The sequence below is a fragment of the Paenibacillus glycanilyticus genome (assembly GCF_023715145.1).
Classification (GTDB): Bacteria; Bacillota; Bacilli; order Paenibacillales; family Paenibacillaceae; genus Pristimantibacillus; species Pristimantibacillus glycanilyticus_A.
Map to the genome: position 1 here is coordinate 691,547 of NZ_JAMBNP010000001.1, position 12,714 is coordinate 704,260.

Consider the following 12,714-nt stretch of genomic DNA (forward strand, 5'->3'; position numbering starts at 1 on the left):
GATATAGCGCGCGAAAAACAATATAAGGATTGGGAAGGACCAAAAAAGCTGTGCGGATTAAACTCCGCACAGCTTTTTTTAATTACACCGCCGTAACCGTCTTGGGCGCTTGCGCTTTCTCGCGGCGCTGCTTGCGGGAAGCGCGGAAGAACAATAATTCGTACATGCAAGGCACAACGATCAGCGTCAGAAGCGTTGCTGCCGCGAGGCCGCCGATAACGACGATCGCAAGGCTTTGCGATACGATACTGCCCGATTCGCTGGAACCAAATACGAGCGGAAGCATCGCGCAGATGGTTGCTACAGCCGTCATGACGATTGGACGCATCCGCGTCGTAGCCGCTTCGACCAAAGCATCGCGGATCGACATCGATTCTTCGTTTTGCTTCACGCGGTCGATTAGAACGATCGCGTTCGTCACAACGATGCCTATGAGCATCAATGCGCCAAACATCGCCGTGAAATCAGGCGTAACTCCCGAGATCAAGAGACCAACAACCGCGCCGATCGCGGCAAGCGGCAGCGAGAACATGATCGCAAGCGGAGCACGCAACGTCTTGAAGGTAAGCACCATGATCAAGTAAACAATGCCAATCGAGATCAGTGCCGTTAATCCGATGTCGGCAAAATCGCTCGCCTGATCGGCCGAAGCGCCGCCAACCGTAAGCTTAACGCCATCTGGCAGCGTCAGCTTGTCTGCCGCCTTCTGAATATCCGTGCCTACTACCGACAGCTTCTCGGGATCCGCGTCGGCCGTGATCCGAACATACACTTTTCCTTCTTTATGGTAATACAAGCTTGGTTCTTCCGTACGTACCAGCTTTGCAACGCTCGATACCGGCACGGCACCGGAAGAGGTGGCAATCGTCAAGTCATTCAAGCCGGCTTCCGTATCCGGATTAACAACCGGCTGCATAACAACAGGCGTCTCCCGTCCGTCCACCTGAATGGCGCCAAGCGGCACCGGATTCAGGATGCTTTGCAGCTGCATGGATACTTCCTGGCCTTTCGCTTTCTCCGGGTCTACCTGGAACGTGTAGACCGGCTTCTTCTCTTCCTGGTTGCTTTGTACTTTCAATACGCCTTCAATCGGCTTAATGGCAGCTATCAACTGATCCGCTGTTTGCGTAAGCTTCTCCGGATCTTCGCCGGTGACGTCAATGAAGACTTGCGAACCGCCGCCGCCCATCATCAGGTCCGTCGCATTCACGACCAGCTCTGCATCGTTGAAGTTCGTTTTTTGCTGCTTCACTTCATCCATGAATACTTCGGCGTCTACGCCTTTCTTCAGATCAACCATATAGGTTACTAGCGTCGGAGAGGAGACAGCGCCGTATTGCGCGTTATCCGAGCTGTTGCCAAGCTGCATAATGACCCATTCAACGCTTTTGTTATCCTTCAGAAAGCCTTCCAGCTGCGTCCCGCCCTGCTCCACTTTCTCGGCCGGCGTGTCGCTCGGATACTGAAGGGAAATGTTCAGGTTCTCTGCGCTGGAGGAATCAAGCGCACCCTTTGGCATCATCATGTATGAGCCGATAGAGCCCACTAACAGAACCAATGCAACAACGAGCGTAATCCATTTGTGCTGCAGGTTCCAGCGAATAAACGATGCGAACTTCTCCGAACCTTTATGCGGCTTTTCCTTTGTACCTCTCAGCAGGACGGCGCTCAGAAGCGGAACAACGGTTAATGCGACAAGGAGCGAGGACAGGAGCGAGTACGCAACGGTCAGCGCGAACGGCAGCAGGAATGCCTGCAGGGAGCCGCGAAGCAGACCCATTGGCAGGAATACCGCCACAGTAACAAGCGTTGAAGAGGTAATCGCCGTTGCGACTTCCCTCGTTGCATCCGTTATGACAGTGACGGAGAACGGTTCTTTTTGCAGTCTGCGGTAAATGTTCTCGATAACGACGATACTGTCGTCGACAAGACGTCCTACGGCTACAGCTACACCGCCTAGGGTAATGATATTAAGCGTTACGCCGGACAGATCAAGCAGATACAGCGTGATGCCAAGCGACAATGGAATCGAGACGATCGTAACCAGCGTTGCCCGGAGATTACGCATGAAGAGCAAAATAATAATCGTTGCGAACAATGCTCCCAGAAGCACTTCACGAAGCATGCTGTTTACCGAATGAACAACCGATTCCGCCGTGCTGAGCAGGACAACCGCTTCAACGCCCTTTACATCCTTGTTCAGATGCTCGACGGTTTTTTCAATATTTTTACCCGTGGACACTGCATTGGCGTTAGCCGACTTCGAGATCGTGAACAAAATCGCGTCTTTGCCGTTCATACGGCTGATGCTCTCCTGCTCTTTCGCCTGCTCGACAGTCGCGACGTCGGACAGCCTCACGCCGGCTGCAACCGGAAGATTGCGAAGCGTCTCGATGCTGGTAACTTCGTCATATACATTAATGTTGCCGGCAGCTCCGTCTACATTGCGTTCGCCAATCGAGGCGGATACGCCGCGTCCCTGCAGGACGCTGAGCAGGGATTGCACAGGAATGCCTTTTTGCGCCAGCTTATCGGTCTCCGGAGTAATGTGGATTGTAGGGGTAGATTTGCCGTTTACGCTGATTTGTCCCGCGCCTTCGGACTTTTGCAGTTCCGTAGTGACGAGCTTGATCTTCGCTTCCTTCTCCTGTTCGCTTATTCCTTCATCAAAGGTAACGACAATCCAGGAGATCGGTATCATTGAGGTATTGAATTGTACGACAAAAGGCTTCATAACGCCTTGCGGCAGCTGTACCTGATCCACGGAACGCTCAATCTCGGCCTTAGCTTCCTTCATATTCGTATTGGAATCGAAATTCACGTTAACCTGGGCATAACCGTTCCCCGATGATGAGAACATATCCGTCTTGCCCTTCGTGAACATAACCGCTTCTTCCAGCGGATTCGTCACTTGCTGCTCCATCGATTTGGCGTCCATGCCCGGCCCGATTACGGTAACCATAACTTGCGGGTTATCCGCTTCCGGCAAGAACTCCATCGGCAGCTTCAAATAACTGATGACCCCAACCGTCAAGGACATAATGACGATCAGAATAACGGCCGCCTTATTGCGGAACGACCATTCGGTTAGCTTATTCATTACAACTACTCCTTCTCCCTATTCGGATTTCTCTTTTTTGTGTTTGTTTTTGACAGTTCTAAGCATACCTGTATTGAAAATAATGTTAAAACGTCTCCAGACGGTATTTTGATCTCGCCTCTGGTCGGAGTGCGTCTACGACTTAAGTCCAGTGCAAAAAGTGAGCAAGTACTCACTTTACATATCTTCAAACCGGTTCTATACTAAAAATGAGTAATCACTCACTTTTGAAAAAGGAGTGTTGAAGATGGATGAATCAGCTGTAGGACCTGCTATTGCCGTCAGTCACATTGTGAGACGGTTCGGCGAGCGAACGGTGCTGAGCGATATATCGCTTACCGTTCCGCGCGGAGAGCTCTTTGGACTTCTTGGTCCCTCCGGATCCGGAAAAACAACCCTGATAAAGCTGATAACCGGCATCGACCGGGCCGACGGCGGCAAGGTTGAATTGTTTGGGCAGCCCATGCCGCAGCTCAAGATGCTGCAAGCCTTCGGTTATATGGCTCAGGCCGATGCCCTGTATCAGGAGCTGACCGGCAAGGAGAACATGGCTTTTTACGGCTCGCTGTATGGACTAACCGGCAAAGCGTTAGCTTCCCGCATCCAATCCTGTGCCGCGTTGGTCAACTTGAACGACCATCTGGATAAGTCCGTAAACGCTTATTCCGGCGGAATGAAGAGACGCCTGTCTCTTGCAATCGCCCTCCTCCATGAGCCGCAGCTTCTAGTGCTGGATGAGCCAACCGTTGGCATCGACCCTGTCCTGCGGAAAGCTATTTGGAATGAGCTGAGGGATCTGACGCAAACGGGCGTAACGATTATTGTAACTACGCATGTCATGGATGAGGCGGAAAAATGCGACCGGCTTGGACTTATACGCGATGGAAAGCTGATTGCGGTGGATACTCCTCGGGCTATTATCGAGCAGGCCGGAGTTCATACGATTGAAGAAGCGTTTATTGCATTAGGCAGCGGAAAGGGGGAACAGGCATGAGAATACGCGCGCTTGTCATACGCATTATCAGGCAGTTCTTCCGGGACAAACGAACGTTAGCCCTCTTGTTCCTCGCGCCCCTGCTTATTTTAAGCTTAACGAAGCTGGTTTTTGACGGCAGAACGGTATCTCCCGAAATCGGATTAATTGGTCCCGCTTCCGCTTTCTCCCAGCAGCTGGAAGAGCAGAATGCAAGCATTACCTTATTTGACTCCTATGATGCTGCCGATAAGTCTCTTAAGAGCGGAGAGCTTGATGCCATCATCCAGATCAAAGACGGCAAGCCGGACATCACATTGGAAGGCAGCGATCCTTCAGTGAGCCGGAGCACGCAGCTTGTCATGCAAAAAGCGCTGCAAAGCCATGTTCAGGAGCTGGCGCCAACCGTTCATTATTTATACGGCGGTCCCAATATGGCTTCCTTTGATTCGTTTGGACCGGTACTTATCGGCTTCTTCTCCTTCTTCTTCGTCTTCCTGCTGGCCGGCGTATCCTTCCTCCGCGAGCGCACCAGCGGAACATTGGAACGGCTGCTGGCTACACCCATTCGAAGATCTGAGATTGTGGCAGGCTACCTAGCGGGCTTTGGCATCTTCACCCTTATCCAGGCTTCCTTGATCGCCTGGTATTCCGTACAGGTGTTAGGCATGTCGATGACCGGCCATATCGTCAATATGCTGCTCATTAATCTTTTGCTGTCGCTGACGGCTCTAACGCTTGGCACGCTGCTGTCCTCGTTTGCAAGCAGCGAATTTCAGATCATCCAATTCATTCCGATCATCATTGTGCCCCAGGCTTTCTTCTCCGGATTATTTAATCTGGATGCGATGAACCCGGTTCTGCAGAAGCTCAGCTACGTCATGCCTCTTTACTATGGAGCCGATGCGATGCGGGAAATCATGATTAGAGGAGAGGGCATTTCGGATATCCAGCTCGATATCTACGTATTGGCCGGTTTATCCATCCTGTTTGCTCTTCTGAACGTCATAGCCTTGAAGAAGCATCGCCGCATGTAGGCCGGATTCTTTTTCTGCTATAATGACGGGAATGGGCAAAAAAGGAGTGTCGGGCATGAGCGAGCCGATTGACGAATGGCTGGAAGAGCTGAACAAGCTAGGCGATGAAAAGTCTATGACCAATAAGCAGCTCAAGATTGTAAGAGCCGCTTCGGAAATATTTGCGGAGAAAGGCTTTGCCGCTTCATCCACGAATGAGATTGCACAGCGTGCGGGAGTCGCGGAGGGCACCATATTCCGTCACTATAAAACCAAGAAGGATCTGCTTGTCTCCATCGTTGCGCCGGTCATGGCAAAGCTGGTAGCTCCTTTTGTCATGCGGGAGTTCTATAAGGTATTGGACAGCAGATACGACAGCTACGATCAGATGCTTCGCGCGATTCTCGAGAACCGGCTGGCCTTTCTGGAGAAGCATATGCATGTGCTGAAAATCTTCATACAAGAGATTCCGTTCCATCCCGAGCTGCAGGAGCAGTTCGAGAAGCTGGTTCTGGCGAGGGTCTTTGAGAAAATAACGCCAAACATCCGCAGATTCCAGGAGGAAGGAAGTCTTGTGGACTGGTCGCCGCAGACGATTATTCGCCTTACGGCATCCTCCTTGATCGGTTATGCCGCATTGCGGACTATCTATGGCAAGCGCGAAGGCAGCAATTGGGATGATGAACGGGAACGGGAAGCAACGATTGCGTTTATTATGAAAGGCTTGGCTCCGTAACAAAATACCGCATAAATAAGCCGAAGGCATCCAATCATGCCTTCGGCTTTCTTTTTTAATGATGCGTAAATTGATGATTATGCGGCAGGTTCCATGTACACAGACTAGTAGCCACTCCCCCGGCTGCGACGGTTATCAAGGAGAGCACGAATGTATTTTCCGGCAGCAGGATTGCCCCCGTCCCGATGATGATAAAATCCGTCAGGAAGATGATAACGCCAACGTTCAGAGGGATATAGCGGGACAAAAAATGCGCCAGCAAATCCGTCCCTCCGGTGGTGCTCCCATTCCGAAGCATGATGCCTATGCCTGTCCCGATGCAAAAGCCGCCAAGGACCGCGCGGGTAAACGGCGTCCATTCGATATAGTAGAGAAAATGGAACCGGTATGGACTTAACAAATCGATGACGTAGCTGGATAACAGCAAACCGTTCAGGCTCCGGTAGATCATGCTGCGGCTTTGAAACCATACGAGAGCAAAGATCGGGATACTGCAAAGCAGCATCGTCAAGCCAACCTGAACATGCAGCAAATAGTTGACTATGAGGGCAATTCCAATAAGTCCCCCATCCAATATCATTAATGGAACGAGAAAAAAGTTAATGCCCGCCGAAATCAGCAAGCTCCCCAATATGATGGCCGTCCATCTGCGCCATGAGAGTATTCCCATTCTTCCTTTCACCTCTTTTACCCTACCTCATCTATATGCCGCTGCCAGACAAGCCATTCTTTGGAAAAAACAAAAAAACCGGCTCCTCCATTTGAGAAGCCGGCTTGAAGCCGTAAAATTTATTCCTGTGCGGCAGCCGCCGAACCGGCCGTGCTGTCCATTCTGCGGAACTGCATCAACAAGATCAGAGCAGCAAGGCATAAGATGCCGCCGGATACATAAGGCAATCGCAGATCTAGCGTAAATAAGAACGTCCCCGCAAGCGGGCCGAGAATTCGTCCCAGGCTGTCCATCGAGGAGCTGAGTCCGGATGCCACGCCTTGTCCGACCTGAGTCTTTTGCGTAATCAACGAAGTAACGCATGGACGAATCAGCGAGTTGCCGATGCCAAATATCGCAAGGGACAACGTCGCCCACCACAAGGAATGAGCAGCCAGCAGCATAAAGAATCCAACGGCCGAAATAATCAGGCCAATCGCGATGTACTGAGGCTCTTGCCCCGTCTTGATTCTGCGCCGTACAACACCGCCTTGTACCAAGGCGCCAACAAAGCCGCACACGAAGAACAGAATGCCCACCTGAAGAGGCGTTACGTCAAATCGCTGGATGCCGAAGAACTGCAGTGTCGCCTCCATGCCGGCCAGCGTAAAGGTAACGAAGAATGCGAGAATATACAAAAACTTAAGCGGACCGGTGAAGGCCGTCCAGCGGGATTCCCGCTTCTCGCTTGCGGCTCTTCTCTTCTCGGGCGGCAGCGATTCCTTCAGCTTGATAAACGCCAGAATTAACGTGATTAACGCCATGGCGAAAGCTGCATAGAAAGGCGCTTCAAGGGAAATCTGACTAAGCAGACCGCCTACGCCCGGACCAATCGTAAAGCCGAAGCCGATCGACATGCCGACAAGCCCCATTCCTTTCGTACGCTGCTCGGGCGGCGTAATATCCGCTACATATGCGACTATTACCGATGTGACCGCACCGGAGAACAATCCTCCGAGCACGCGGGAGAGATACATCATTGCCAGATTGTCCGAGGACAAGCCAAACAGCAGGAAGCTGATCGCAAAGCCGGTAACGCCAATGATAATGATCGGTCTCCGGCCAATCCGGTCGGATAAGCCTCCCCAATAAGGAGAAAGTATGAACGATACGGCGGAATACAGCGCAAGCATGTAGCCCGTATGTTTTTCGGCATTTCCCGGGTTAACAGCTTTAATCATTTCAGGCATAACAGGAATAATAATCCCAAACCCGATGAAGGTGGTCATTAGAATAGCCATTACTATTAGAAGTCGTTTATCTCGCATTATGTTTCACCCCATCCCTTATCGTAACATATCAAGCTGACGCCAAGTTATGAACAAATGGAGAACATTACTTGTCCAGCTTGGGAATGCCAAGCTTCATCATTAAAATTGTTGCTTGCATTCCGACTTGTTTTTGCTATACTCAACTTTGTTTGTACATTAGACATTAGACGACATTCGAAAGGCAGGGACGAAAGCGATGGATCATAACAAAACCCCGCTCTTCAGCGCACTCCGCCGCCATGCGGAGAACGATCCGGTACAATTTCATATTCCGGGGCATAAGAAAGGTCTCGGCAGCGACACTGAGTTTCGCGAATTTATCGGCGACAACGCCTTGTCGATCGATCTTATAAATATTGCTCCGCTTGATGACTTGCATCAGCCAACCGGCGTTATTGAAGAAGCACAGAAGCTGGCCGCCGATGCTTTCGGCGCCGATTACACGTATTTCTCCGTTCAAGGCACCAGCGGCGCCATCATTACGATGATTCTGACCGTCTGCAATCCGGGAGACAAAATCATCGTGCCTAGGAACGTGCACAAGTCGATCATGGCCGCCATCATATTCGCGGGTGCCCGTCCGGTATTTATCTCGCCGGCACGCGACGCGAATCTGGGGATTGACCACGGCATTACGACGCGTTCGGTGAAGCGTGCGCTTGACCGCCATCCGGATGCCAAGGCCGTTCTGGTCATTAATCCGACTTACTTTGGCATTTGCGCGAATCTGAAGGAAATTGTAGATCTGGTTCACAGCTACGATATTCCGGTTCTTGTTGACGAAGCTCATGGCGTGCTTATTCACTTCCACGAGAAGCTTCCGATGTCCGCCATGCAGGCCGGTGCGGATATGGCGGCAACCAGCGTACATAAGCTCGGCGGCTCGATGACGCAAAGCTCGGTTCTGAACGTACGCAAAGGACGGATTAATCCGTTCCGTATTCAAACGATTCTAAGCATGCTGACGACAACATCCACTTCTTATGTATTGCTGGCATCGCTTGATACTTCCCGCCGCAACCTGGCGTTGAACGGCCATGAAATTGCCGAACGCGCGATTGAACTCGCCCAATATGCGCGCGAGCAAATTAACCTGATCCCTGGCCTGGAATGCTTTGGTGAAGAAATTCTGGGCGATGAAGCAACCTACGACTATGATCCGACGAAGGTTACGATCCATGTCCGCCATCTGGGCGTTACCGGCTATGAAGTAGAGAACTGGCTTCGCGATAACTTCAACGTAGAGATCGAGATGAGCGACATGTATAACATTCTTTGCCTTGTTACGCCGGGAGATACGTCCGACTCGATCGATAAATTGCTGATCTCGCTTCGCGGCCTGTCGGATACCTTCCATGAAGGTGCTGAAGCCCGTGAGCTGGTTGTTAAAATTCCGGAAATTCCGCAGCTGTCACTGACGCCGCGCGATGCCTTCTACGGCGAAACGGAGATTGTTCCTTTCAAAGAATCCGCTGGCCGGATTATCGCGGAATTTATTTACGTCTACCCGCCGGGCATTCCGATTCTGCTGCCGGGTGAAGTCATTTCGCAGAAGAATATTGACTATATCGTTGATCATGTCGAGGTTGGCCTTCCTGTTAAAGGGCCGGAGGACCGCAGTATTCAATTCGTTAAAGTTATTGTGGAAGAGAACGCGATCTTCTAAAAGAAAAGCCAATAGCAGCGCTTTAAGGCGATGCTGTTGGCTTTTTTCGTATGATTCCACTTATTGTAAACCCTCTCATCAGCATGCTATGATGGATGGGGGGTGGGATGAATGAGTCAAAGCGCATTTATCAAGCTTGTTCAAGGATCTGCCGTAAGTGAACTGCCGCTTGATCAGCTAAGGGAGAAGCTTCTGCATTACCGTGAGCAGACCGCTTTAACGGGAACGCAGCTCGATTGGGATTATGCCGCCGTTGCTTTCCCGTACACAATCGAGTCGAAGCAGGATGACCGCTGGTTTTACTTGCAAGGAACCAATCCTCAGTACAAATATATCGTGTTCGGCAACGGAGACGACGGCCCTTCAACCGTTCAGGTGGTCCTGCCTGACGGTTCAACCCACGGCGACAAGGCAAAAGCAAACGAGCTTTGCAAATATTTGGCCAAACAGCTGCTGGCCGAGCTCACGATGTTTAACGGCCGCACGATTTATTATAATCCGCGAAAATGATGGCGAAAAAAACACCCGCTGTCCGGGCTGCATAAGCCTCTCGGATAGACGGGTGTTTTAGGTCATTAACCTTCTTTGTTCTCGTTTTCTGTTTTTGCGATTTCTTCGTAGATCGCAGTAACGCGTTCCCACTCAGCATCGTCTTCGATTCCAACGAGGAATGCCTCTTCGTTCTCTTCTTCGATACGGAAGATAACGCCGTCCGCTTCCGGATCGTTGCGATCCAGCAATACAGCATATACGTTATTCTCCGATTCAAATGTATAGACCATGACCATTTCACGCTCTTGGCCTTCGTCGTCTGTCACGATGAACACATGCTCATCGTGTTCGTGATCATGTCCGCAGCCGCAGTCTTCGCCGTGCTGATGTTGATGCTCGCTCATGGAATTACCCCATTTCAGTTATTTATACATACTAACGTATCGTACCATGCGGAGGAACGTCGGTCAAACAAAAAGCGCCCTGTTGCTGCGTTTGCAGCCCTAGGCGCCTTGATTAGAACCTTATTGCGAAGTAATCAATTTCTCCGACACGACCGTCCAGTCATCCGAAGTCGTTGTCTTCAAATAGAAGCGAACCGCATACTTGCCGGCGAACTCGAAGTTATATTTGATGTCTTCCGTCCTGTACCAGAAGTTATCCTTCGTAATGCTCACATTCTGGGATTGGATCACTTTCTCGTTGCCGTAAGGATCCGTAATCGACACCTTCACGGCGGAGATATCCGTCTTCAGGTTGTCGATCTGGGAGAAGACGTTAAACGTGTATTTGTTGCCTTTGTCCACATTGCCAAAAATGACTTTATCCTGGAACAAAATCATATGAACATTAGGCTTGTTAATCGTCGCTTTCTTGTTCTGATTATCCCAGTTAACTAGCGCATTCAGGCTGTTGACCACCTGGCGAAGAGGCAAATAGGTTTTGCCGTCCACAATAATGCCGCCCTCGTCGAGCTCACTTCCGTTTACAATAACGCGTACCTTCTGCGAAGCTGAATCGGCAAAGATGAGTGTACCTCCGCAAACCGACAAAATAGCGAGCAGAATGGCTATTTTCTTGAATCTGACCAACATGAGCTGATAACCCTCCATCCGTTTTGTCTGGATGTTTGGTTATACTCGGGTTTTGACCCAAAGTTGCGCTAAAGCAATAAAAGTTTTTAGGCTCGACGGCAACAGGCGATGCGGTTGAAATACCCCGGGAAATATTCAATATTGCCCGGATTAGCTGAACGTGCGGGTCAGGATGCACGGAACGCCCTTCCCTACCGCTCCCGGCTCCTGCATTCGCTTCCAATAACGCATGCCCCGTTCACACGGCGTTTTACATACCCCGCATGTATCGGATAATACAAGCTTGTAATAATACTGCTTTCTATCGCTAGACGCTTTTTTCTTCTTTACGACCTTGCCTTTGCCTTTTGCCGCTGCTGCACTCATCTTCCTTCAGTCCTCCCGCCGTTTGTGCTTTAAGCATTATATGTAGGCGCAAGCAATTGTGTTTGTCAGCGCCGGGCGTTATTTGATAAAGTGTAGACAAACAAATGTTGGGGAGGTATACCCACTTGCAGATTCAAATGCTCGGCACCGGCGGTGCTTTTGCGAAAAAATATGCGAACAATAATGCGCTGATTGAGCTTGACGGCTTCAAGCTGCTTGTAGACTGCGGCATCACATTGCCGCGTTCGCTTCATGATGCCGGCTACTCGTTTGATGATTTGGATGCGGTATTGATCAGCCATATGCACGCTGACCATGTCGGAGGGCTGGAGGAGTACGCGTTCCAGATGATGTTCCGCTACGGCAAGAAGCCTGTCCTTTATATTGCCGATACGCTTGTAGAGCCTTTATGGGAACAGACGCTGCGGGGGGGCCTGACGCAAGAGCCGCTTACCGCTCTGAATGACTTCTTCGATGTGCGGCCAATTAAGGAAGGAGAGGTCTTCGAGATTCATCCGGGGTTAACCGTCAAGCTTATCCGGACCGATCATATTGCCGGCAAGCTGAGCTACTCCTTTCTCTTTAACGGGACCTTCTTCTACTCTGCCGATATGAAGTTCAACGGAGCCTTGCTTGGGGACTTAATTGAGGACGGCGTAACAACGATCTTTCATGACTGCCAGCTGATCTCTCCGGGAGTTGTCCATGCGAGCCTGGATGAGCTGCTCACATTGCCGGCGGACATTCAGGAGAAAGTATGGCTGATGCATTACAACGACAATATGGAAGAGTTCATCGGCCATACTGGCCTCATGCGATTCGTCGAACAGCTAACCGTCTATAATATATAAGCCATTTAAGCCTGTAAAATAACAAGCAGATATCCACCGCGCTACTGGCGCTGCAGACATCCGCTCTTGCTTTAGCTTATGCATGCAGCCTGCGTGTTGTTTCAATTTTTACAACGTAATTGTACAAGGGTCTTGCATTTATTTGTCCCCATTGATCCATACTAGCCTTCGGGAGGATGATCATATGGATCACGCACAAGAAGAGGTCGTTGCTGTACGGAAGAACGGAGATGGCGATATTGTTGAGCTGCAGTTAACGTCTGGCAAGGTCGTCGATTACAAAACCGCGCAAACGATGGTTAAAAATAATGAAATTGCCGGACTAAACGTCTTTAAGGGCCGCGATCACGAGGAGCATCTCCGATCCGATCCCGATGGCCGAACGGATAACAATCTCGACAATTTGCCTACGTTCTAACAACCAGAAAATCGGCTGCCGC

At 50.6% G+C, this 12,714-nt stretch carries 13 protein-coding genes; 7 read left to right on the forward strand and 6 right to left on the reverse strand.

The window, feature by feature from the left end; all coding sequences use genetic code 11:
* Positions 1-82 precede the first annotated feature (82 nt).
* Positions 83-3,100, reverse strand: a complete 3,018-nt coding sequence (locus tag M3194_RS03160; protein ID WP_251651562.1) for an efflux RND transporter permease subunit — start codon at positions 3,098-3,100, stop codon at positions 83-85.
* Between the two features lie 247 nt (positions 3,101-3,347).
* Here M3194_RS03160 and M3194_RS03165 point away from each other — a divergent pair, with 247 nt between their 5' ends.
* The 3 genes from M3194_RS03165 to M3194_RS03175 are packed head-to-tail and all read left to right on the forward strand — an operon-like array spanning position 3,348 to position 5,825.
* Positions 3,348-4,094, forward strand: coding sequence for an ABC transporter ATP-binding protein (locus M3194_RS03165; protein WP_251651563.1), 747 nt, complete (start codon positions 3,348-3,350; stop codon positions 4,092-4,094).
* Positions 4,091-5,110 carry an ABC transporter permease gene (locus tag M3194_RS03170; RefSeq protein WP_251651564.1) on the forward strand — a complete coding sequence of 340 codons (1,020 nt, stop codon included), beginning with the start codon at positions 4,091-4,093 and terminating at the stop codon, positions 5,108-5,110. Before M3194_RS03165 ends, M3194_RS03170 begins: the two co-directional genes overlap by 4 nt.
* A 55-nt stretch (positions 5,111-5,165) precedes the next feature.
* Positions 5,166-5,825 (forward strand): TetR/AcrR family transcriptional regulator, encoded by a 660-nt coding sequence (locus tag M3194_RS03175; protein ID WP_251651566.1) that lies wholly within the window; start codon positions 5,166-5,168, stop codon positions 5,823-5,825.
* A 55-nt stretch (positions 5,826-5,880) separates the two neighbouring features.
* On the opposite strand, the gene M3194_RS03180 is transcribed toward M3194_RS03175, so the two are convergent.
* Positions 5,881-6,495 (reverse strand): YitT family protein, encoded by a 615-nt coding sequence (locus tag M3194_RS03180; protein ID WP_251651567.1) that lies wholly within the window; start codon positions 6,493-6,495, stop codon positions 5,881-5,883.
* A gap of 119 nt (positions 6,496-6,614) precedes the next feature.
* Positions 6,615-7,802, reverse strand: a complete 1,188-nt coding sequence (locus M3194_RS03185) for an MFS transporter (RefSeq protein ID WP_251651569.1) — start codon at positions 7,800-7,802, stop codon at positions 6,615-6,617.
* A gap of 199 nt (positions 7,803-8,001) precedes the next feature.
* Here M3194_RS03185 and M3194_RS03190 point away from each other — a divergent pair, with 199 nt between their 5' ends.
* Entirely contained in the window at positions 8,002-9,471 is a 1,470-nt protein-coding gene (locus tag M3194_RS03190) for an aminotransferase class I/II-fold pyridoxal phosphate-dependent enzyme (RefSeq protein WP_251651571.1), read from the forward strand.
* A 111-nt stretch (positions 9,472-9,582) separates the two neighbouring features.
* On the forward strand, positions 9,583-9,981 hold the full coding sequence (locus M3194_RS03195) for a DUF1885 family protein (protein WP_251651572.1): 399 nt from the start codon (positions 9,583-9,585) through the stop codon (positions 9,979-9,981).
* A 65-nt stretch (positions 9,982-10,046) separates the two neighbouring features.
* Here M3194_RS03195 and M3194_RS03200 read toward each other — a convergent pair whose 3' ends face one another.
* From M3194_RS03200 to M3194_RS03210, 3 genes are all read right to left on the reverse strand, one after another.
* The gene (locus tag M3194_RS03200) at positions 10,047-10,367 is read right to left on the reverse strand and encodes a DUF1292 domain-containing protein (protein WP_251651573.1); all 321 of its coding nucleotides are present in this window, start codon (positions 10,365-10,367) and stop codon (positions 10,047-10,049) included.
* A gap of 120 nt (positions 10,368-10,487) precedes the next feature.
* Entirely contained in the window at positions 10,488-11,057 is a 570-nt protein-coding gene (locus M3194_RS03205; RefSeq protein WP_251651574.1) for a stalk domain-containing protein, read from the reverse strand.
* Positions 11,058-11,207: 150 nt separating this feature from the next.
* Positions 11,208-11,423 (reverse strand): hypothetical protein, encoded by a 216-nt coding sequence (locus tag M3194_RS03210; protein ID WP_251651575.1) that lies wholly within the window; start codon positions 11,421-11,423, stop codon positions 11,208-11,210.
* A gap of 104 nt (positions 11,424-11,527) precedes the next feature.
* Between M3194_RS03210 and M3194_RS03215 the strand changes: the two genes are divergently transcribed.
* Complete coding sequence (locus tag M3194_RS03215) at positions 11,528-12,274, forward strand: MBL fold metallo-hydrolase (RefSeq protein WP_251651576.1); 747 nt, start codon at positions 11,528-11,530, stop codon at positions 12,272-12,274.
* A gap of 184 nt (positions 12,275-12,458) precedes the next feature.
* Positions 12,459-12,692 (forward strand): DUF3892 domain-containing protein, encoded by a 234-nt coding sequence (locus tag M3194_RS03220; protein WP_251651577.1) that lies wholly within the window; start codon positions 12,459-12,461, stop codon positions 12,690-12,692.
* The last annotated feature ends 22 nt before the right edge of the window (positions 12,693-12,714 follow it).

Bases quoted from the DNA above. Each gene is read 5' to 3' on its own strand.
- M3194_RS03160 (WP_251651562.1), bottom strand. From the start codon at position 3,100: ATGAATAAGCTAACCGAATGGTCGTTCCGCAATAAGGCGGCCGTTATT.
- M3194_RS03165 (WP_251651563.1), top strand. From the start codon at position 3,348: ATGGATGAATCAGCTGTAGGACCTGCTATTGCCGTCAGTCACATTGTG.
- M3194_RS03170 (WP_251651564.1), top strand. From the start codon at position 4,091: ATGAGAATACGCGCGCTTGTCATACGCATTATCAGGCAGTTCTTCCGG.
- M3194_RS03175 (WP_251651566.1), top strand. From the start codon at position 5,166: ATGAGCGAGCCGATTGACGAATGGCTGGAAGAGCTGAACAAGCTAGGC.
- M3194_RS03180 (WP_251651567.1), bottom strand. From the start codon at position 6,495: ATGGGAATACTCTCATGGCGCAGATGGACGGCCATCATATTGGGGAGC.
- M3194_RS03185 (WP_251651569.1), bottom strand. From the start codon at position 7,802: ATGCGAGATAAACGACTTCTAATAGTAATGGCTATTCTAATGACCACC.
- M3194_RS03190 (WP_251651571.1), top strand. From the start codon at position 8,002: ATGGATCATAACAAAACCCCGCTCTTCAGCGCACTCCGCCGCCATGCG.
- M3194_RS03195 (WP_251651572.1), top strand. From the start codon at position 9,583: ATGAGTCAAAGCGCATTTATCAAGCTTGTTCAAGGATCTGCCGTAAGT.
- M3194_RS03200 (WP_251651573.1), bottom strand. From the start codon at position 10,367: ATGAGCGAGCATCAACATCAGCACGGCGAAGACTGCGGCTGCGGACAT.
- M3194_RS03205 (WP_251651574.1), bottom strand. From the start codon at position 11,057: ATGTTGGTCAGATTCAAGAAAATAGCCATTCTGCTCGCTATTTTGTCG.
- M3194_RS03210 (WP_251651575.1), bottom strand. From the start codon at position 11,423: ATGAGTGCAGCAGCGGCAAAAGGCAAAGGCAAGGTCGTAAAGAAGAAA.
- M3194_RS03215 (WP_251651576.1), top strand. From the start codon at position 11,528: ATGTTGGGGAGGTATACCCACTTGCAGATTCAAATGCTCGGCACCGGC.
- M3194_RS03220 (WP_251651577.1), top strand. From the start codon at position 12,459: ATGGATCACGCACAAGAAGAGGTCGTTGCTGTACGGAAGAACGGAGAT.